Below are 20573 nucleotides of genomic sequence, written 5' to 3' on the forward strand. Positions count from 1 at the left end.
ACGTATTGCATGTTCCCACAAGATAAATTCAAGCGCGTCACGTCCCGATGCATCTCCGCCCTCCATTCCTGCCACCACAAAATTTCAGGTTCCTCGCCTAAGGCCCGCATCGTCGGCGCCAGCGCGTTGTTCTTGGCCGCGTTCACGATCGGCGCCGCCGGTTTCGCCCCGGCCGAGCCGGACATGAAGGACGCGCCGGTCAACCCGATCTCCAAGGAACTGGCCTTGCCTGATTTGCAACAACAGATCAGCGCACTGGAAGAAAACGCACAGTATTACGTCAACGAAGAGAAGGTGCGCACCGGCGATACGCTGGCCACTCTCCTGAACCGCCTGGGCGTGGACGACGAAGATGCCGCCAACTTCATCAAGTCCGATACCCTGGCGCGCTCGGTCATGCAGTTGCGCGCGGGCAAGCGCGTGGTGGCCCAGACCGACGAGAACGGCGAACTGGTCAGGCTCTCCGCCACGCTGGATGACGGCAGCGATACCCTGCGCAATCTGGTGATTTCGCGCGAGGGCGACCACTTCAAGGCCGATGCCGTACCGGCCACGCTCGAGCGCCGCGTCGAAATGCGTTCCGGGATCATCTTCTCTTCCCTGTTCGCCGCCACCGATACCGCCCAGATCCCCGACGCCGTGGCCCTGCAGCTGGTCGACATGTTCGCCACCAACATCAACTTCGCCGCCGACCTGCGCCGCGGCGACCGTTTCAACGTGGTCTATGAAACCTTCTGGCAGAACGGCGAACCGGTGCGCACCGGCCGCGTGCTGGCCGGCGAGTTCGACAATGCCGGCAACCGTTACCAGGCAGTCTGGTTCAATGACCCGGGCAACAAGGGCGGCGGTGGCGGCTACTACGCCTTCGACGGCAAATCGCTCAAGAAAGCCTTCCTGAAGTCGCCGCTGGCCTTCACCCGTATCTCCTCGGGCTTCTCGATGCGCCTGCACCCGATCCTGGGCAAATGGAAGCAGCACACCGGCGTCGATTTCGCCGCACCCACCGGCACCCCCATCCATGCGGCGGCCGACGGCGTGGTCGACTTCGTCGGCCAGCAGAACGGCTACGGCAACATCGTGGTGATCAAGCACTGGAGCGGCTACTCCACCGCCTACGGCCACATGAGCCGCTTCGCTGCCGGCATCAAGAAAGGCATGAAGATCAGCCAGAGCGATGTGATCGGCTATGTCGGCATGACCGGTTGGGCCACCGGCCCGCACCTGCACTATGAGTTCCGCGTCAACAACCAGCCGCGCAATCCGCTGTCGGTGGATGTGCCCAACAACCAGGCGCTGACCGGTCCGCAGTTGAAGAACTTCCGCACCGTCGCGGCCGAGATGCAGCACCGCATGGCGATGCTACGCGTACCCGGCGCGCCAGACGTGAAGCTGGCCTCGAAGTAAGCCTGCCGGCCTATCCTCTGCAAGGGCGGTCGCTGTAGAATCAGCGACCGCCCTTTTTATTTGTCCGCGCCCATGCCAGCCTCCGCCCCCACGCTCTACATCGGCCTGATGTCCGGCACCAGCCTCGACGGCGTCGACGGCGTGCTGGCTTCCTTCGCCCCCGGCAGCGACACCATCTCGGCTACGCTGGCCGCGGCCTACGTGCCCTTCCCCGAACACCTTCGCGCCGACCTCATGGCGCTGCAAGCGGCCGGCCCCAACGAGATCGAGCGCGAGGCGCTGGCCGCCAACGCGCTGGCCGTGCACTACGCCGATTGCGTGGCGCAATTGCTGCGGCAAACCGGCAACAGCGCCGCCGACATCCGCATGGTCGGCGTGCATGGCCAGACCATCCGCCACCGCCCGGAACTGGGCTTCACGCGCCAGACCAACAACCCGGCGCTGCTGGCGGAGCTGTCCAACATCGATGTGGCAGCGGACTTCCGCAGCCGCGACGTCGCCGCCGGCGGCCAGGGCGCGCCGCTGGTGCCGGCCTTCCACCGTGCCGTGTTCGGCGACGATCTGGAGTCGCGCGTGGTGGTCAACATCGGCGGCATCGCCAACGTCAGCATCCTGCCGGCAGGCGCCGGCCAGGCTACCTACGGCTTCGACACCGGCCCCGGCAACGCCCTGATGGATGCCTGGATCAAACTGCACAAGGGCCAACGCTACGACGCCAATGGGGACTGGGGCGCGTCGGGGAAAGTGCACGACGGATTGCTGCGGCATCTGCGCGATGAAAATTTCTTCCGCCTGGCCCCGCCCAAGAGTTCAGGGCGCGACCTGTTCCACATGGACTGGCTGCAGGCGGCCATGCTCAAAACCGGCGAAGCGGTGGCGCCAGCCGACGTACAAGCCACACTGACGATGCTGACCGCCGGCACCATCGCCGACGCCATCGCAACCCACGCGCCCGATGCGCACAAGGTGTATGTCTGCGGCGGCGGCGCCGAGAACCGTTTCCTGATGCGCCTGCTGCAACAGGCGCTGCAAGAACGCGCCAGCGTGCAATCCACGGCGGCGCTGGGCATCGCTCCCAATCAGGTAGAGGCGCTGGCTTTCGCCTGGCTGGCGTGCCGTTTCGACCTGCGCCTGCCGGGCAACCTGCCGGCTGTCACCGGAGCGCGCGGGCTGCGCGTGCTGGGCGCGCTTTATCCGGCATGACGCCTCACGACAGGCAATAAAAAATCCCCCGTCTGAACGGGGGATTTTTTTGTCGGCCGGGCCGGCTATTGACGTCAGCCTTCAATAGCGCGAAATCCGCCCATCCTCCAAACGCACACGGTCGCCGACACGAAAATCGGTGCTGTCTTCCTGTGCGAACGTTGGCAGGGAACCGTCGTCCATGCGCACGCGGATATTGTAGATCTGCCTGGCGGCCGCATTGTCGCGCTGGATCCTGCTGCCCGCTGTGCTGGCCACGCCACTGCCTTCCCGATGGACCACTTCGATGGACTCGACCACCCCGGTACCGGAATAGGAGGCCACGCGCTCAACGTTCTGCCTTCGCAGCGCCAAGGGGCTATTGGAGTACAGGCCCGAGCAACCCAGCAAGACACCGGCAAAGCTCAAGCCAATGATGGCGAGCGAGGAATAATGATGTCGCATGTGTCGCATGAAGTTCTCCTGCCAATCCATATGGGTGGAAGGAGTGTGCGCCATCCGGATGGCGCATCGCATCGGAAAATGGCTCAAATGGCCGTCAGAAAAACAGAAACGTCGCCGGCGACAGACAGGAAGCCTGCGCTCAATTGAGCCAGCCGCGCCGGCGGAAGTACCAGAACGGGGCAATCGCCGAGCCGACCATCATCAGGATGGCCAGCGGATAACCCGCCCCCCAGTCCAGCTCCGGCATCCACTTGAAGTTCATGCCGTAGATACTGGCGATCAGCGTAGGCGGCAAGAACGCCACCGAGGCCACCGAGAAGATCTTGATGATCTTGTTCTGGTTGATGTTGATGAAGCCGACGGTGGCATCCATCAGGAAGTTGATCTTGTCGAACAGGAAGGCGGTGTGGCCGTCCAGCGATTCGATGTCGCGCAGGATCTGGCGCGCGTCCTCGAACTGCTCGGAACTCAGCAGGCGGCCGCGCATCAGGAAGCTGACCGCGCGCCGGGTGTCCATCATGTTGCGGCGGATACGGCCGTTCAAGTCTTCTTCGTGCGCAATGGTGTTGAGCACTGCGGCGGCATCCTGGTCGGACAGGCTCTTTTTGAGCACGCTGGTGCTGACCGCTTCCAGCTTCTGGTAGATGCCTTCCAGCGCATCGGCGGAGTATTCGGCATCGGTCTCGTACAGTTCCAGCAGCACATCCCGATAGTCGCCGATCGAGCCCGGGCGGGAGCGTGCGCGCATGCGCACCAGGCGAAACACCGGCAAGTCTTCCGAATGCACCGAGAACAGGATGTTGCGCGCCAGGATGAACGCCACCGTCATCGCGGAGGAGGCCTCGTCGTCGCCTTCGAACAGGAAGTCGGTGCGCAGGTGCAGGTCGCCGTTTTCGGCCTCGAAATAGCGGGCTGAGGCTTCGATGTCGCTGAACTCGTCTTCGTCAGGCAAGGTCACGCCATAAATGCTTTTGATCCAGGCGCGTTCCTCATCGCTCGGCTCCGTCAGGTCGACCCAGACCGGCGAGACCTGCTCCAGGTCGGAACGGCTGTCGATGTTGACCTGGTTGAGTCGTCCGTTTTGCAATACGAATACATTAATCATGGAGTCTCACTGGCTGGAACGCATAGGATGGCGCGCGAGCGGCACATCGGTGTCTGTACCGGTATCCAGGCAGGCGACGCCCGGAACGTGCGCAAGTGTACGTTCAACGATTGCGCCAGGCAAGCGCGGCACATGGCAACGTGCTGATGTCATGCGCCTGTCATCCGGCCGGCCCGGTGGCGGCCATAAACAGGCTCTAGGGATGGGCTGGAGGCAAGGTGGCCGCGTTCATGCGCCGCAGGATCAATCCGGTGCGGGCAGCCAGGTAACCCGAGCCGCGGTTCTTGTCGTAGAAGCGCGGCCGCGGCAGCATCACTGCCAGGCGCGCGGCCTGCTCGGGGCCGAGACCGGCGGCCGAGGTACGGTAATAGTGCTGGGCCGCGGCCTCGGCGCCGAATACGCCATTCCCCCATTCGACCACGTTCAGGTAGATCTCGAAGATGCGCTGCTTGTCCATCAGGAATTCAAGCATGTAAGTGATGATGAATTCCTGCCCCTTGCGCAGGTAGCTGCGCTCGCCCGAGAGGAACAGGTTCTTGGCCAGTTGCTGGGTGATGGTGGAGCCGCCGGCCACCACCTTGCCCTTCTTCTCGTTCTTCTCGTAGGCCTTTTGCAAGGCATCCCAGTCGACGCCGTCGTGCTCCGAGAAATTGGAGTCTTCGGAGGCGATGATGGCGCGCTTGAGATTGTTGGAAATGCGGTTGTACGGCACCCATTTGAACTGCAACTGGGCATCGGGATTCTTCTCGCGCAGGATCGATAACTGCTGGCGCATGAAACTGGTGGAGACGGGATTATGGTCGGTCCACCACCATATCTGCACGAAGAAATACGCCTGCAGCAACAGCACGCAGGCGATGGGCAAAAGGATGATCCAGAGTAGCAGCTTGCGTACGAATTTCATGTGGCTGGTCGCGTCAATGCCCTGGATTTATTCAGCCAACTGGCGGCGCAAGCTGGCGAAGACCTCCGACGTATCGGGGCGCACGCCGCGCCACAGCAGGAAGGCTTCGGCGGCCTGCTCGACCAGCATGCCCAGGCCGTCGCGGGCGATGGCGCCGTGCTCCTGCGCACTCTGCATGAACACCGTGGGCTGGCGGCCGTACATCATGTCGTAGGCCAGCGTCTCGGGCCCATAGACGGTCGCCGGCAGCGGCGGCAGGTCGGCGTTCAGGCTGGCCGAGGTAGCGTTGACGATCAGGTCGAACACGCCATCGAGGTCGGCATAGGCGGCGCTCCTGACTGGCCCATATTCGGCAAACTGCGCGGCCAGTTCATCGGCCTTGGCCTGGGTCCGGTTGACGACGACCAGCTCGGCCGGCCGCTGTTCCAGCAATGGCAGCAGCGCGCCGCGCGAGGCGCCGCCGGCGCCCAGCAAGAGGATACGGCGCCCCGCCAGCGCCTGGCCGGCATTGACCGTAATGTCGGTGACCAGGCCGGCGCCATCGGTATTGTCGCCATGGATATGGCCGCCATCGAATTTGAGCGTATTGACGGCGCCGGCCAGCCGCGCGCGTTCCGACAGGCTGTCGGCCAGCGCATGCGCCTCCAGCTTGAACGGCACCGTGACGTTGGCGCCGCGCCCGCCGTTGCGCTGGAACACCTGCACACTGGCCTTGAAACCATGCAGCGGCGCCAGCAGCCGCTCATAGTGCAGCGCCTGCCCGGTCTGGGCGGCGAACTGCGCATGAATCTCGGGAGACTTGCTATGGGCAATCGGATTGCCGATGACGACGTATGCATCCATGTTGATCCACCTGTTCCGTGTTTGCCTGTCTTATTGTCCGATGCCCCGGGGCCTGTTGCCTGTCAGCCGGCGCCGAATTGCGCCTGCAATCCCTGGTCACGCGTGAAACGGAAGCGCGTCACGATTTCCCAAACGTCATCCCGGCCGGTGGTGCGCATGTTATCCGGGAAGCGGCCGAACGGCGCCGAGCGCCGCACGATGGCTACCGCCGCCTGGTCCAGCGCCGGATTGCCGGAACTGGTCTTGACCACCACGCCGCCATCGCGCTCGTAGATGGTGCCGTCCTGGAACACCGGGATGATCACCAGCAGCTCACCATACAGCTTGTTGCCGTCCTTGGTCGGAAAATTCAGCGTGCCGACCTTTTCAATCTTGTCCTGCAGCGTCTTGTAGTACTGGGCGTAACCGACCTCCCGCGTGCTGGGCGTGATCTGGGTCTTCTTGGGGCGCTTGTTGTATTCCTCGATGTTCTTGGCCACCTCGGCTTCCATGCGCGCCATCGCACGGGCCGTCTCCAGCATGTCGCGCGCGTTGAGCTTGGGCTCTTCCTTGGGCTTGATCTCTTCCGCACTGGCCACATGCGGCACCGTCGGCTTCATCTGCGCCAGCATCTTGCGCTGTTGCTCTTCCAGTTCCGCGACGCGGCGCTGGGCGGCCTTCACGCTGTCGCCGGTTTCCTGCCGCTTCATGTCCGGCAACGGCGACTTGGCGCGGCCCTTGTCCACATTGCCGCCGCCGTCCAGGTTGGCCTGCGCCAGCGCGTCGGCGTTGAGCGGCTTCTTGTCGTGCTTGGCGTTGACCAGGATCACTTCCAGGTCCGGGTCGGACGGCTTCAGGCGGAAGGCATCGGGCGCGGCAAAATGCACGGCGAGCAGCACGCCGTGCACCAGCAGCGAGATGCCGAGCGCGAGGCTCAGCAGACGGTGTTGGGAAAACAGGTTCACAGCTGGAACGGATGGCCGAAGATGGTCAAAGCAGCAATTCTACGCCAGCACCGGCTCATTGCGCGGCATCGGCGGGCTTGTTTTCAGCGCCGTCCGTCCCATCCGCAATTGCCTGTCCGCCGGCTTCGTCTTCGCCCTCGCTGGGGTCATCGCCGTCCGCTTCGTCACTCTCGCCGCCCATACCGTCGGGCAACTCATCTTCTTCATCGCCCAGATCGGCCAACGCTTGCCCCGCAGCCGCCGGCACCTCCAGCAGGCGCGCTTCGACCGAGAGGTCGACCTCGTCCCAGCGCAACAGGTCGAGTTTGACCTGCAGGCCGCGCGCCAATACGGGCAAGCCCGGCATGCGCAACACCAGCGGGATCTCGGCCAGGCGCAGGATCTCTTCCTTGAGCACCACGGCGTCGACGGTACGCGCGTTTTCCTGCGCCAGCCAGCGCAGGCACCAGTAGCGCTCCATGGTCGACTGGAAATCGGCGTAGCCGGAATAAGCAGCGTCGAAGCCGGAAACGATGGCGAACAGGTCGGCGTCGCGCGGCTTGAAAGGCGCGACCAGCGGCGCGGTCACGCCGTGTTCGATGCAGGCCAGGATCTGCCATTGGTTGACCAGGTCGGTATAGCGGCGCAGCGGCGAGGTGCTCCAGGCGTATTGGTCCACGCCCAGGCCCTGGTGCGGCGCGGCGTGGGTCACCATGCGCACCTGCATCTTGGCCGCCCAGCCGCCGGCGCCGCCGCCCTGGGCGCGGTAAATGCCTGGCACGCCATGGTCGGACATCAGCTTGCCCCAGGTGCTGTTGGCGAAGATCATCAGCTCGGCCACGATCTTGTCCAGCGGCGCGCCGCGCTTGCGGCGCACGATGGACACCACGTCGTCCTCGACGTAGAAATTGAAGTCGACGCGGTTGTTCTGCTCGGGACGCAAGCCGAAGCTTTCACGCTTGGCCATGCGGCCCTGCTCCAGCAACTGCACCCACTGCCACAGCAGCGCGATCTCGTCCTTGTGCGGATAGTCGCCGCGGCCCTCGGCCAGCGCCTCTTCGGTCACCAGTTCGTCGAGGTCGTTGTGGCGCAGGTTGGCGGCGATCGGCACCAGCTCGGCGCGGGTCTCGGTCGCCAGCACTTCCCAGGTCTGGGCATCCAGCGTGGCGTACAGCGACAGGGCCGGACGGGCGGCGCCGGCGTCCAGCGTGTAGGCCGCGACCAGGTCGTCCGGCAGCATGGTGATCTTTTCGCCCGGCATGTAGACGGTCGACATGCGCGCACGGGCGATGTCGTCGATAGCGTCGTTGCGCTTGATGGCCAGGCCCGGGGCGGCGATGTGGATACCCACCCGCAGCTTGCCGTCGGGCAGGCGCGTGACCGACAAGGCATCGTCGATCTCGGTGGTGGTGACGTCGTCGATCGAGAAGGCTTGCACCTCGGCGGTCGGCAGGCCGGTCGGCGGCGCCGGGATGTCGATGGCGGCAAAGCCGGTGCCGCGCGGGAAGTATTCATACAGGAACCTGGCGTAATGCAGGTCCTTGGGCGAGGCGATGCCGCCGGCAGCCAGCATCAGGCGCTGCGGCGTGGTCTGCAATTCCTTGCTGGCGGCGTCGAGCGCCTTGAATTCGATGCTGTTCTTGTCGGGCTTGAACAGCAGTTGCAGCGCGATCGGTTTGAAGGCTTCGGGCAGGCGGTTGGCCTTGAGCTCCTCGACATACTCGGCTTGCACCGCGAGCTGCTGCTTCTTCTTTTCCAGACCGGCCAGCGCAGCTTGCAGCGACGCCTGCGGCGCCGCCTTGTAGCGGCCGCGGCCCTTCTTATAGAAGTAGACCGGCGCGGTATGCAGGCGCAACAGCAAGCCGGCCGCTTCCGGCGGCAGCGGCGCATGGCCGAAGTATTCGGCGGCCAGCTCGGTAAAACCGAATTCCTCTTCGCCCGCCACTTCCCACAGGAAGTCGAGGTCGATGTCATCGGCGATGGCCTGGGCCTGCTGCATCAACTCCTGCGGGCCGGGTGCGGCGAACTGCAACAGCGCGTCGCGCGACTTGACCTTGCTGCGCTTGCCGGAGGCCATCTCGACCTGATACGACTCGCCCTGCTGGGTCATGATGGAGCCAGCCTTGAAGTCGCCGGATTCTTCGAACAATAAATTCATCGTCTGCTTCTAACTCTTTACATGGAACGGACATCGGCGCGCATCAGAGCTGCCAGTGCCGGGAGGAAAACGTCGGTGACCATCAGCACGCCGCCGCGACGCGAGAACAGCGAACGGCGGGCATACAGGGCGGCGGGAATGGCCTCGCCGGGCAGCGCTGCCGCGATGCGACGCATCAGCGGATGGCTGGATTGCAGCCGCGCGTACTCGATCGGGCTGCGCCCCACCAATGGATCGAAAAACAGGTTGGCGCCCAGCGGCGTGTTGCCCAGCTTGCTGAAAAACGGCCAGTCGGACTTCACCGACGAGGTCGACAGCACGGTGTGGCCGAACACTACCGGCCGGCCGTCGCAATGCAGGATCACGTCGCGCTCGACCACCCGGCTGCGCGCCGGCACGCCGAGGGCCAGATACTCATCGGCCAGGATCGCGCCCGGCCGCTGGCGCAGCAGGCGCACCGAGAAATCGCGGGTGCGCGCCTTGAGCTTCAGGGTCATCGAACCGGGATCGGCCAGCCACGAACGGGTCCGGCGCATCAACTCGCCATCGGCCGCCAGCAGCGACGCCAACGCCTGCGGATGCGACATCCATGCCGCCTTGCACAACGAATGCGGCATCAGGACACCGCCTTGCCCGAAGCGCCTGCTTCCGCCGAACCATCCACGCCGCAAAACGCCAGCACGTCATCGATATAGTCGGCGAATTCGGCAATGCCGTGGTCGCTGCCGTCGATCACGATCTGGCGCGCGCCGGGATAGTGCGCGACCATTTCACGCCAGTCCAGCACTTCGTCGCCGGTGGCGGCGATCAGGAAATAGCGCTCGGGCCGGCTGACCTTGTCCACCGTCAGCGCGCGCAATTCATCGATATATTCGCGCTTGAATTCGAAGGGTTCATCGGAGTGGTAGTGGGTGGTCACGCCGACATAGGATTCCAGCTCGCGCGGCGGCTTGACCGCCGGGTTGAGCAGCACCGCGCGGCAACCGTATTGCTCGGCCAGCCAGGTGGCGTAAAAGCCGCCCAGCGAGGAACCGACGATAGTGAGCCGCCCTAGGTCGGCGCCGTCTGCGATGGACCGGGCCAGCGCGATGGCGTCCGCCGGGGAAGCCGGCAGTTGCGGACAGGCGTACAAATCCTGCAAACCCAATTCGCGCATGCGCTGCCCCATCAGCCGCGCCTTGAACGACTGCGGCGAGGAGCGGAAGCCATGCAGGTAGAGGATCATGCCAGCGCGTCCAGGATTTTCTGGTGCACGCCGCCGAAGCCGCCGTTGCTCATCACCAGTACATGGTCGCCCGGCTTGGCCGCGGCCCGGACTGCCTGCACCAGCGCACCGAGGTCATCGAAGGCGGCGCCTTTGGCGCCCAGCGGCGCCAGTGCCTCGGCCAGGTCCCAGCCGAGCGCGTCCTTGCCGGCGCTGGCGCCATAGCCGAACACCAGGTCGGCGTCAGCCAGGCTGGGCGGCAATGCTTCCTTCATGGTGCCCAGCTTCATGGTATTGGAACGCGGTTCCAGCACGGCCAGGATGCGTGCCGCGCCGACCTTCTTGCGCAGGCCGGCCACGGTGGTGGCGATCGCGGTCGGGTGGTGGGCGAAGTCGTCGTACACGGCCACGCCATTGGCGGTGCCGCGCAACTCCATGCGGCGCTTGACGCTCTGGAACGCGCCCAGCGCCTCGATGGCCTGGGCCGGCGGCACGCCGACATGGCGCGCGGCAGCGATCGCAGCCAGTGCATTCATGCGGTTGTGCTCGCCGGTGAGTTCCCAGGCAACCGTGCCTTGCAACTCGCCATTGAACAGCACATCGAAGCGGCCGTCGTCATGGTTGGCCAGCGCCCAGCCGGCGCCCTGGGCCACGCCGAAGTCTTCGCGTTCGCTCCAGCAGCCGCGTGCGATCACGCGCTGCAGCGCCGGTTCGCGGCCATTGACCACCAGCCGGCCGATGCCGGGCACGGTGCGCACCAGATGATGGAACTGGGTCTCGATGGCGGCCAGGTCGGGGAAGATATCCGCGTGGTCGTATTCAAGGTTGTTCAGGATCGCGGTGCGCGCGCGGTAGTGCACGAACTTGCTGCGCTTGTCGAAGAAGGCGGTGTCGTATTCGTCGGCTTCGATCACGAAGAACGGCGATGGACCGCCCTGGCCATCGCTGCCCAGGCGCGCGGAAATGCCGAAGTTCATCGGCACGCCGCCGATCAGGAAGCCCGGATTGTAGCCGGCATGTTCCAGGATCCAGGCCAGCATGGCCGAGGTGGTGGTCTTGCCGTGCGTGCCGGCCACGGCCAGCACCCATTTGTCCTGCAGGATATGGCGGCCGATCCATTCCGGGCCGGAAACATAAGGCAGGCCACGGTTGAGGATCTCTTCCATCAGCGCATTGCCGCGCGAGACGACATTGCCGATCACGAACAGGTCGGGCGCCAGGTCCACCTGGGACGGATCGAAACCTTGCATCAGCTCGATGCCCTGGGCCTCAAGCTGGGTGCTCATCGGCGGGTAGACATTGGCATCGCAGCCGGTCACCTTGTGGCCGGCTTCCTTGGCGAGGACGGCCAAGCCGCCCATGAAGGTGCCGCAAATGCCGAGAATGTGGATATACATAACAAGTCTTCGGGTGTAATCCCGGGATTTTACCTGAGGCAGGGGCACCGCCCCCAGTCCCGGCCGCACAAAACCGGCGCAAGATGGCCGGGGCCGGACGACTCTGGCCGCCAGCGGGTATGATGTCGCCCATGCCAGACTTCATCTCCCCGACCGAACAACTGCGCGCCGAGATCGCTGCGGCGGCTGCGCGCATGATTGCCGAAGACGGCGCCGACTATGGCACCGCCAAGCGCAAGGCGGCCAAGCAGCTCCTGGGCAACCAGAAAGTGCGCGGCGAGATCATGCCCGATAATGAAGAGATCGAAGAAGAAGTCCGCCTGTATAACGAACTTTTCTTCGCGGACACCCAGCCGGCACGCCTGCAGCACCTGCGCCGGGTGGCGCTGAAACTGATGCAGGATCTGCAAGCTTTCCGTCCCTATATCACCGGCGCCGTGTTCAACGGCACCGCCGGTGAGCATTCGGACATCCACTTGCAGTTGTTCACGCCCAGCGCCAAGGATGTGGAAATCTTCTTATTGAACAAGAACGTGAATTTCGAAGTCGGCGAGACGCCGCACTTTCGCAATGGCCAGCCGGTGGAGACGCTGAGCTTCCTGTTGCCGCAAAAAGGCGCGGCGCCGGAACTGGCCCATCTGGCCCTGTATGAAGAAGACGACCTGCGCGGCAGCGTGCGCACCGCCTCGGGCAAACGCCCGGAACGCGGCGATGCGGCCGCGCTGGCCCGCCTGATAGAAACCTTCGAGAAAGAAAATCAATGAAGAAGCTGCGCAATACCATCCTGTTGATTATCGTTGCCGTCATTTGCGTGGGGGTGGGCATGTATGCCAGCCACCGCAGCACGCCGCCCGATTCGCCGGAAACCCTGGCCCTGAACCGGCTGCTGTCGCAATCGATGCCGGATGCGTCGGGACAGCAGCAGTCGCTGGCGCAATGGAAAGGCAAGCCGCTTGTCGTCAACTTCTGGGCTACCTGGTGCGGCCCCTGCGTGGAAGAAATGCCCGAGCTGACGGCCCTGCAGAAAGATATTGCTCCCGTACAAATTCTGGGAATTGGCGTCGATAGTCAGGACAATATCGCCAAATTTGCACAAAAATACCAAATCCGCTATCCTCTCTACGTTGCTGGAACCGGCGCCACCGATTTGCTCAGGCAATTCGGCAATCAGGCAGGCGGCCTTCCCTTCACCGCTTTGGTGGGCAAGGACGGCAAAGTCAAAAAGATCTATCTGGGCCGCTTGAACTTCGATGAGCTGCGCCAGGATCTCTCCCAGTTGTAAATCCCCAGAATCCGCCAAAAGAAAGTTTTTCTTGCCAAATAATGTCATTTGACGGCAAAATGCGCCCATCGTCGTCAAACGGGGCTTAACCTCCATGGCAAAACAACTTCTTCTCCTCAATGGCCCGAACCTGAATCTGCTCGGGACCAGAGAGCCGGAAGTCTATGGATCGACCAGGCTGGCCGATGTTGAACGGCTGGCCCAGGAACAAGCCCGCGCCGCCGGCGCCGCTTTGCAGGCCTTCCAAAGCAACCATGAAGGCGCGCTGATCGACCGCATCCACCAGGCCCGCGAAGAGGGTGTGGATGCCATCGTCATCAACCCCGGCGGCCTGACCCACACCAGCGTGGCCCTGCGCGATGCGCTGGCCGGCGTGGCCATCCCGTTCGTGGAAGTACATATCTCCAATATTCATCAACGCGAGGAATTTCGTCATTTTTCATACCTGTCCGGCATTGCCCGGGCAGTCATATGCGGCTTTGGAGTCGACGGCTACCGCCTGGCGGTCGACTACTGGCTGCGTCAGTCCTGACGGCAGGCTTAGCTGCTTATTTATCTGCTTATCCGCGCCTGAACGGACACATCAAGAAACCAGCAACAAGCAATACACCGATACTGCCGGCCGCGACCGACTGCCGGCGATTATTTAACTTCTCATCTACATTCCGAGGGATTCAAATGGATTTACGAAAACTCAAGACGCTGATCGACCTGGTTGCCGAATCGGCTATCGAAGAGCTTGAAGTCACTGAAGGCGAAAGCAAGGTCAGGATCGTCAAATCGTCCCCGAATACACAAAACCAGGTCGTGATGATGCCGCAGCAGCAAGCGTATGCACCCGTCGCCGCGCCGCTGGCCGCAGCACCTGCGGCTGCTCCGGCCGCAGCCCCGGCCGCCGCTGTTCCTGAAGGCTATATCGTGAAGTCGCCCATGGTCGGCACCTTCTACCGCTCCTCCGCTCCCGGCGCACCGGCGTTCGTCGAGATCGGCAAGGAAGTCAAGGAAGGCGATACCCTCTGCATCATCGAAGCCATGAAGCTGTTGAACGAAATCGACGCCGACAAGGGTGGCGTGGTCAAACAGATCCTGGTGGAAAACGGCCAACCGGTCGAATTCGGCCAACCCCTGTTCGTGCTGGGCTGATCGACGCACCGGATCGGATGGCATTCCCGACTTGGCCGGATGGCGCCGCCCCTGGGCGGCAACCGAAGCGGAAATGCTGTACTGTCGATGCGGGCTGCTTGCGCCAAGATGGCGCGCCGCGGCCCCGACATCCGGAACCTATAACGCTTGACCTTAGCGACGCCTCATTCCAGTTATGTTTGAAAAAATCCTGATCGCCAATCGTGGCGAAATTGCCCTGCGTATCCAGCGCGCCTGCCGCGAATTGGGCATCAAGACCGTGGTCGTGCACTCCGAAGCCGACCGCGAAGCCAAGTATGTGAAGCTGGCGGATGAATCGGTATGCATCGGCCCGGCGCCTTCGGCGCTGTCCTACCTGAACATGCCTGCCATCATCAGCGCCGCCGAAGTGACTGATGCCCAGGCTATCCACCCCGGCTACGGTTTCCTGTCGGAAAACGCCGATTTCGCCGAGCGTGTGGAAAAATCGGGCTTCGTCTTCATCGGCCCGCGCGCCGAAAACATCCGCATGATGGGCGACAAGGTGTCGGCCAAGCAGGCGATGATCCGCGCCGGTGTGCCTTGCGTGCCGGGCTCGGAAGGCGCCCTGCCTGACAACCCGAAGGAAATCGTCCAGATCGCCCGCAAGATCGGCTATCCGGTCATCATCAAGGCGGCCGGCGGCGGCGGCGGACGCGGCATGCGCGTGGTGCATACCGAAGCCGCGCTGATCAACGCCGTGACCATGACCAAGACGGAAGCCGGCGCCGCATTCGGCAATCCGGAAGTCTATATGGAGAAGTACCTGGAAAATCCGCGCCACGTGGAAATCCAGATCCTGGCCGACGAGCACAAGCAAGCCATCTGGCTGGGCGAACGCGACTGCTCGATGCAGCGCCGCCACCAGAAGGTGATCGAGGAAGCGCCGGCACCGGGCATCCCGCGCAAGATCATCGAGAAGATCGGCGAACGCTGCGCCGAAGCCTGCCGCAAGATGAATTACCGCGGCGCCGGCACCTTCGAGTTCCTGTATGAAAACGAAGAGTTCTACTTCATCGAGATGAACACCCGCGTTCAGGTCGAACACCCGGTGACCGAAATGATCACCGGCGTGGACATCGTGCAGGAACAGATCCGCATCGCCGCTGGCGAGAAGCTGCGCTACCGCCAGCGCGACATCGAGCTGAAGGGCCACGCCATCGAGTGCCGCATCAACGCCGAAGACCCGTTCAAGTTCATCCCGTCGCCAGGCCGCATCACGGCATGGCACGTGCCGGGCGGCCCTGGCATCCGCGTCGATTCGCACGCCTACTCCGGCTATTTCGTCCCGCCCAACTATGACTCCATGGTCGGCAAGGTGATTGCCTACGGCACCACCCGCGAGCAAGCCATCCGCCGCATGCAGATCGCGCTGTCGGAAATGGTGGTCGAAGGCATTTCGACCAACATCCCGCTGCACCGCGAGCTGATGGTGGATGCGCGCTTCTTCGAAGGTGGAACCAATATCCATTATCTGGAACACAAGTTGTCGGAACGACCGGCATCGTCGGACGCCGACAAAACCAAGAAGTGAAAGTGAAGTGATCAATGGGTTGGGTTGAAATCGTCATCGAAGTGGCGCGTGAGCAGGCGGAGGCGTTGTCCGATGCCCTGATGGAGGCTGGCGCTTTGTCGGTGTCGGTGGAAGACGCGGATGAAGGCACGGATGCCGAGCGTCCGCTGTTCGGCGAACCCGGCATGGAGCCCGATGAAGCGGCCTGGGACCGCAGCCGCGTGGTCGCGCTGGCCGGCAAGGATGCCGACCTGGCGACCATCGTGGCTGACGCGACCACAGCCATCGGCCTGGGCTACGCCCTGCCCTTCGCTACTCGCGAAGTGGAAGAGCAGGACTGGGTGCGCCTGACGCAATCGCAGTTCGAGCCCATCCATATCGGCCAGCGCATCTGGGTAGTGCCAAGCTGGCACGATGCGCCGCAGGACAGCGACGCGCTGGTGCTGGAACTGGACCCCGGCCTGGCCTTCGGCACCGGCAGCCATCCCACCACCCGCTTGTGCATGGAATGGCTGGAAACCAATGCCACCCAAACCAGGACTCTGCTGGATTACGGCTGCGGTTCGGGCATCCTGGCGCTGGTGGCAGCCAAGGTCGGCGTGCCGCAAGTGATCGGCGTGGATATCGATCCCCAGGCGCTGGAAGCGGCCAACTACAATTCGGCGCGCAACCAGTGTGAAGTCGCTTATTTCCTGCCGGAGGCCTTTGCCCAGGCGCATCCGGAAGGCGAACGCTTCGAAGTTGTGGTGGCCAACATCCTGGCCGGCCCGCTGCAGTTGATGGCGCCGATGCTGGCCGGCCGGGTTGCCCCGGGTGGCGCGCTGGTGCTCTCGGGCGTGCTGGACCGGCAGGCACAGGAAGTCATTGCCGCCTATGCTCCCTACATCCCGCTGACGGTATGGGCCGAGCACGAAGGCTGGGTGGCGCTGGCAGGCCGCTTGCCGGAGTAAGCGCATGGCGTTGGCGACCCAATGTCCACATTGTTTCACCATCTTCCGGGTCGCCGGCGACCAACTCAAACTGCGTGGCGGCCTGGTCCGCTGCGGTAGCTGCAAGCAAGTCTTCAACGGCAACGAATACCTGGTGGAAGCCAGCGTCAGCGATGGCTATTACCAGCCCGCGCCGGGCAGCAAGGCACAGGCTGCTTCGGCGGCGATGCCGGTTGCCAAGTCCACGGCTGCACCTGCAGCCGTTATGGGCACCCCACCTGCCACACACAGCCCGGTTCCCGAGGTCAATACTCCGGTTCCGATGGCTCCTGTGACGACTGCACCTGCGCCTGTTCCGGCCATCGCCGAACCCAACGTATTCCGCTCGCCCGATAATCCGGGCTACATCCCCGACCTGAGCATGCCGCTGCGCGCATCGGAGCAAGCGGATCGCTTCCCGCTGCCGCTTACGCCATCCGATGCAAACCACATAGACGACCAGCATGAACCGCATGCCCCGGATACCGGCGCATTGGCTGAAGCGGAACAGCTTCCCGGCGCCGCGCCCCAGGCAGGCACTTTCGACGAGAATCCGTTCACCGCTTACGAGCGGGCGGCGGCCCGCACGGCCGCCAGCGAAGAGAGCCATTCAGACCAAGACAAGGCAGACGCCGGGCAAGAGCAGGAAGATGCCTATGATGAAACCGATGAACCGGCTTTCGTCAAAAAGGCTGAACGCAAGGAACGGCTCGGCCACGTCACGAAGATCGTGATGATGGTGCTGGCTGGCGCCATGGTTCCCATCCTGCTGCTGCAATCTACCTATTACTGGCGCAATCAGCTGGCGGTCGCCGTACCGCCGCTGCTCCCGATGCTCAACGGCATGTGCGCCGCGTTCCATTGCACGGTCGGCCTGCCGGCCGAGATCGACCGCCTGTCGCTGGAATCGAACGAGCTGCAGGTGGTGCCGCCCAACCAGAACATCTACGCCCTGTCCCTGGTGCTGCGCAACCGCAGCGACACGCCGCAGGCATGGCCGTATATCGAGCTCACGCTCAACAACGATGATGAAAAGCCGGTGGTGCGCCGCGTGTTCCGGCCGCGCGAATACCTGGCCAAGCCACAGCAGCCGGACAACGGCATCGCCGGCGAAAGCGAACAGCAGATCAGGCTGACCTTCGAATTGAACGATGTGCTGGTCTCCGGCTATCACATCTACCTGTTCTACCCCTGATATTGGCGGCCATCCGCCTGGCCCGGGCCATTTCCGTAAGACAGTGCTGAACTCCTTGCCGCTTTCTTCTACAATGCGGCATTCACCACTACTTTCCCTTTCCCCATGAGCTCACTCATCTGCGGTTCCCTCGCTTACGACAACATCATGCAATACGAGGGCCGCTTCGCCGAAGCGCTGCTGGCAGACCAGTTGCACAAGGTCAACGTGTCCTTCCTGGTGCCGACCATGCGGCGCGAGTTCGGCGGCTGTGCCGGCAACATCGGTTACAACCTCAAGCTCCTGGGCGGCGTGCCGGTAGTGATGGCCACCGTCGGCCTGGACAGCGCACCCTACATGGAACGTTTCGCCGAGCTGGGGATTTCCACCCAATGCGTACGCGTGATCGATTCGTCGTTCACGGCACAATGCTTCATTACCACCGATGCGGACAGCAACCAGATCACCGCCTTCCACCCGGGTGCGATGACGTTCTCGCACGAGAACAAGGTGGCCGATGCCGGCGCCGTCAAGTTCGCCATCGTCGCGCCTGACGGCCGCGACGGCATGCTGCAGCACGCGAAACAGGCCGCCGAACTGAAGATCCCGCTGATCTTCGATCCGGGCCAAGGCATGCCCATGTTCGGCGGCGACGATCTCAAGCACTTCATCGACCTGGCGACCTACGTCGCCGTCAACGACTATGAAGCCGAGATGCTGACCGCGCGCACCGGCCTGTCGCTGGCGCAGATCGCCGAGCGCGTTTCGGCCCTGGTCGTCACCCGCGGCGAACTGGGCGCTGAAATCTTCACAGGCGGCAAGAAGATCGACATCCCCTGCGTGCCGGCCGAAAAGATCGAAGATCCTACCGGCTGCGGCGACGCCTTCCGTGCCGGCATGCTGCACGGCCTGACCGAAGGCTTCGACTGGGAAACCACCGGCCGCCTGGCCAGCCTGATGGGCTCGATCAAGATCGCTTCGCAAGGCCCGCAAAACCATACACCGTCCAAGGCCGAGATCGAGGAGCGCTTCCAGAAGGCCTTCGGTTACCGCTTCGATTGATGCTTGCACGGCACTAGCGTCGGCACCGTGGGCGCCGGCGATGAATCACCTTAAGGAGATGCACCATGTTGAAGACTTCGTCCGAACAATCCGCCCTCCACCGCCTGCGCCGGGCAGCCACCCCGCTGCTGCTGGCCACTGCCCTGCTGGCCCAGCCGGCCTTTGCCGTACTCAAACCCGGCGAGAAGGCGCCGGACTTCTCCGCGCCGTCCTCGCTGGGCGGCCAGGTCTCGACGTTTTCGCTGAACGCGGCCCTCAAGAACGGACCGGTGGTGCTGTACTTCTATCCGGCCGCCTTTACCACCGGCTGCACCATCGAAGCCCACCTGTTCGCCGAAGCGACAGACCGCTACAAGGCTCTGGGCGCGACGGTGATCGGGGTCTCGGCCGATAACATCGACACGCTCAACAAGTTCTCGGTCAGCGAGTGCCGCAGCAAGTTTCCGGTGGCCGCCGATGTCGACCAGAAGATCATGAAGTCCTACGATGCAGTGCTGAACAAGAACGCCGAGCGCGCCAGCCGCACCTCTTACGTGATCGCGCCGGATCACTCCATCATCTATGAATACACCGACATGAATCCGGAAAAGCATGTAGAGAACACCATGCATGCACTGGAGCAGTGGTCGGCCAGGAAAAAACAATAATCGAAGCAAGGCGCCGCCGCACCAATGAAAAAGCCGGACATATGTCCGGCTTTCTTGTTTCTGCCTGCACGAGGCGTTTGGGCGCGGCCTGTGGAATGCGCCTCAAGCCAGCGACAGCAGCAGTGTACTGATCACGCGCACCGCAATCTGCAGCAGGATCAGTACCGCCAGCGGGGAAAGGTCGACACCGCCGATCAGCGGAATGATGCGGCGCAACGGACGCAGCAGCGGCTCGTTGAGTGCCCGCACGAAAGGCGCGAGGGGAGCGTAGGGATTGACCCAGCTGAAGACCGCTTCGATGATCAGCGTCGCCATGAAGCCGTAGCAGATCCATTGGAGAAAGCGCACCAGCGACAACAGCAAGATGATCTTGAAGTCGAAACCGGAATCGATGCCGACGGCGGCGACAATCGACAGCAGCACGATCATGAAGGCCCCGAGCAAGCTGGCCCAATCATAAGCGCCACCCGGCATCACGCGGCGCAACGGCTTGACCAGCCAGTCCGACAGCTGATAGACGAACTGCCCGACCGACTGTGGCGGACGCACACGCACCACCTGCATCCAGAAGCGCAATAGCATGACGCCGGCCAGAATGCTGGCGACGGCATCGACGATCAACATGAAAATACTATGCAGCACGGAGATCTCCATCAGTGACAAATCTGGTGGCCGGAACGGCCGGAACATTGCAGCGCACATACTAGAGCGCATTGGCGCAATCGCCAAGCATCCCTGGCCTTGAGGCGCCAAACTCTTCGCCTCCATATTGTGCCATTCCTGCGCATTGCCAGTCCCTTGCGGCATAAAAACGGATGGGCAGCACACGTGCCTGGAACATCCGCATCATCGGTACGCAAGCAGCATATGGCAAGGATCGCGCCATCACCGCAAACACCGGACAAAAAAAACCGCTGTATGGCGCGAAGCCATACAGCGGGATTTTGCCTGAAAAGATCAGGCGGCAGAGACGCCCGTATTACGGACGGCTGGTGCCGGTCGGGAACGGCCAAGCCGCTGCCGGGTTCAGCACAGTCTTCACAGCCGGAGCTGCGGCCGGCTTAGCTGCCGGCTTTTTTGCTGCAACTGCCTTCTTCGGAGCTGCTGCCTTGGCTGCTACCGGCTTCTTAGCGGCGACCGGCTTCTTCGGCGCTGCTGCCTTGGCTGCTGCCGGCTTCTTA

Annotated in this window: 21 protein-coding genes and 1 pseudogene; 11 read left to right on the forward strand and 11 right to left on the reverse strand. The window is 63.2% G+C overall.

Translation table 11 applies throughout. From position 1 onward, the window contains the following. Positions 1-9 precede the first annotated feature (9 nt). Together AKL28_RS19045 and AKL28_RS19050 are read left to right on the forward strand one after the other, a co-directional pair. Positions 10-1404, forward strand: a complete 1395-nt coding sequence (locus tag AKL28_RS19045; protein WP_050469746.1) for a M23 family metallopeptidase — start codon at positions 10-12, stop codon at positions 1402-1404. Between the two features lie 72 nt (positions 1405-1476). Further along, complete coding sequence (locus AKL28_RS19050; protein ID WP_050469748.1) at positions 1477-2607, forward strand: anhydro-N-acetylmuramic acid kinase; 1131 nt, start codon at positions 1477-1479, stop codon at positions 2605-2607. Between the two features lie 81 nt (positions 2608-2688). Here the strand turns inward: AKL28_RS19050 and AKL28_RS19055 are convergent, their stop codons facing one another. The 9 genes from AKL28_RS19055 to mpl form a co-directional block, all read right to left on the reverse strand. After that, positions 2689-3060, reverse strand: a complete 372-nt coding sequence (locus AKL28_RS19055; protein ID WP_231602510.1) for a hypothetical protein — start codon at positions 3058-3060, stop codon at positions 2689-2691. A 130-nt stretch (positions 3061-3190) separates the two neighbouring features. Next, positions 3191-4156 (reverse strand): magnesium/cobalt transporter CorA, encoded by a 966-nt coding sequence (corA, locus tag AKL28_RS19060; RefSeq protein ID WP_050469750.1) that lies wholly within the window; start codon positions 4154-4156, stop codon positions 3191-3193. Positions 4157-4352: 196 nt separating this feature from the next. Next, the gene (gene mtgA / locus AKL28_RS19065; protein WP_050469752.1) at positions 4353-5060 is read right to left on the reverse strand and encodes a monofunctional biosynthetic peptidoglycan transglycosylase; all 708 of its coding nucleotides are present in this window, start codon (positions 5058-5060) and stop codon (positions 4353-4355) included. Positions 5061-5087: 27 nt separating this feature from the next. Continuing rightward, positions 5088-5903 carry a shikimate dehydrogenase gene (gene aroE / locus AKL28_RS19070; RefSeq protein ID WP_050469753.1) on the reverse strand — a complete coding sequence of 272 codons (816 nt, stop codon included), beginning with the start codon at positions 5901-5903 and terminating at the stop codon, positions 5088-5090. A 62-nt stretch (positions 5904-5965) separates the two neighbouring features. Continuing rightward, a complete protein-coding gene (gene tolA, locus AKL28_RS19075; protein ID WP_050469755.1) occupies positions 5966-6847 on the reverse strand; it encodes a cell envelope integrity protein TolA in 882 nt (293 codons plus the stop codon). 55 nt (positions 6848-6902) lie between these two features. Beyond that, positions 6903-8984, reverse strand: coding sequence for a ribonuclease catalytic domain-containing protein (locus AKL28_RS19080; protein WP_050469757.1), 2082 nt, complete (start codon positions 8982-8984; stop codon positions 6903-6905). Between the two features lie 17 nt (positions 8985-9001). Then, entirely contained in the window at positions 9002-9601 is a 600-nt protein-coding gene (locus tag AKL28_RS19085; protein ID WP_050469758.1) for a chorismate--pyruvate lyase family protein, read from the reverse strand. Next, positions 9601-10209: a YqiA/YcfP family alpha/beta fold hydrolase gene (locus tag AKL28_RS19090; protein WP_050469760.1), complete on the reverse strand. Its 609-nt coding sequence runs from the start codon at positions 10207-10209 to the stop codon at positions 9601-9603. The genes AKL28_RS19085 and AKL28_RS19090 overlap by 1 nt, the downstream gene beginning before the upstream one ends. Then, the gene (mpl, locus tag AKL28_RS19095; protein ID WP_050469762.1) at positions 10206-11585 is read right to left on the reverse strand and encodes a UDP-N-acetylmuramate:L-alanyl-gamma-D-glutamyl-meso-diaminopimelate ligase; all 1380 of its coding nucleotides are present in this window, start codon (positions 11583-11585) and stop codon (positions 10206-10208) included. Before mpl ends, AKL28_RS19090 begins: the two co-directional genes overlap by 4 nt. 122 nt (positions 11586-11707) lie before the next feature. Here mpl and AKL28_RS19100 point away from each other — a divergent pair, with 122 nt between their 5' ends. From AKL28_RS19100 to AKL28_RS19140, 9 genes are all read left to right on the forward strand, one after another. Continuing rightward, positions 11708-12349, forward strand: coding sequence for a hypothetical protein (locus AKL28_RS19100; protein WP_050469777.1), 642 nt, complete (start codon positions 11708-11710; stop codon positions 12347-12349). Next, positions 12346-12867, forward strand: a complete 522-nt coding sequence (locus AKL28_RS19105; RefSeq protein WP_050469763.1) for a TlpA family protein disulfide reductase — start codon at positions 12346-12348, stop codon at positions 12865-12867. The genes AKL28_RS19100 and AKL28_RS19105 overlap by 4 nt, the downstream gene beginning before the upstream one ends. Before the next feature lie 94 nt (positions 12868-12961). Further along, positions 12962-13399, forward strand: coding sequence for a type II 3-dehydroquinate dehydratase (gene aroQ / locus AKL28_RS19110; RefSeq protein WP_050469764.1), 438 nt, complete (start codon positions 12962-12964; stop codon positions 13397-13399). Positions 13400-13545: 146 nt separating this feature from the next. After that, positions 13546-14010, forward strand: a complete 465-nt coding sequence (accB, locus tag AKL28_RS19115) for an acetyl-CoA carboxylase biotin carboxyl carrier protein (RefSeq protein WP_050469765.1) — start codon at positions 13546-13548, stop codon at positions 14008-14010. 175 nt (positions 14011-14185) lie between these two features. Beyond that, entirely contained in the window at positions 14186-15562 is a 1377-nt protein-coding gene (gene accC / locus AKL28_RS19120; protein WP_050469767.1) for an acetyl-CoA carboxylase biotin carboxylase subunit, read from the forward strand. Between the two features lie 14 nt (positions 15563-15576). Next, positions 15577-16491 carry a 50S ribosomal protein L11 methyltransferase gene (prmA, locus tag AKL28_RS19125; RefSeq protein WP_050469769.1) on the forward strand — a complete coding sequence of 305 codons (915 nt, stop codon included), beginning with the start codon at positions 15577-15579 and terminating at the stop codon, positions 16489-16491. Between the two features lie 4 nt (positions 16492-16495). Continuing rightward, positions 16496-17704 carry a DUF3426 domain-containing protein gene (locus AKL28_RS19130; protein ID WP_050469771.1) on the forward strand — a complete coding sequence of 403 codons (1209 nt, stop codon included), beginning with the start codon at positions 16496-16498 and terminating at the stop codon, positions 17702-17704. Between the two features lie 105 nt (positions 17705-17809). Continuing rightward, positions 17810-18745 carry a carbohydrate kinase family protein gene (locus AKL28_RS19135; RefSeq protein ID WP_050469773.1) on the forward strand — a complete coding sequence of 312 codons (936 nt, stop codon included), beginning with the start codon at positions 17810-17812 and terminating at the stop codon, positions 18743-18745. Positions 18746-18810: 65 nt separating this feature from the next. Then, a complete protein-coding gene (locus tag AKL28_RS19140; protein WP_050469775.1) occupies positions 18811-19392 on the forward strand; it encodes a peroxiredoxin in 582 nt (193 codons plus the stop codon). A 102-nt stretch (positions 19393-19494) separates the two neighbouring features. On the opposite strand, the gene AKL28_RS19145 is transcribed toward AKL28_RS19140, so the two are convergent. Together AKL28_RS19145 and AKL28_RS25120 are read right to left on the reverse strand one after the other, a co-directional pair. Next, the gene (locus AKL28_RS19145) at positions 19495-20034 is read right to left on the reverse strand and encodes a YggT family protein (protein ID WP_050469779.1); all 540 of its coding nucleotides are present in this window, start codon (positions 20032-20034) and stop codon (positions 19495-19497) included. Between the two features lie 337 nt (positions 20035-20371). Continuing rightward, positions 20372-20573, reverse strand: a pseudogene (locus tag AKL28_RS25120) (histone-like protein 2); the annotation flags it as partial.

Origin of the sequence: Herbaspirillum chlorophenolicum, assembly GCF_001189955.1 — a bacterium.
Lineage (GTDB): Bacteria > Pseudomonadota > Gammaproteobacteria > Burkholderiales > Burkholderiaceae_D > Herbaspirillum > Herbaspirillum chlorophenolicum.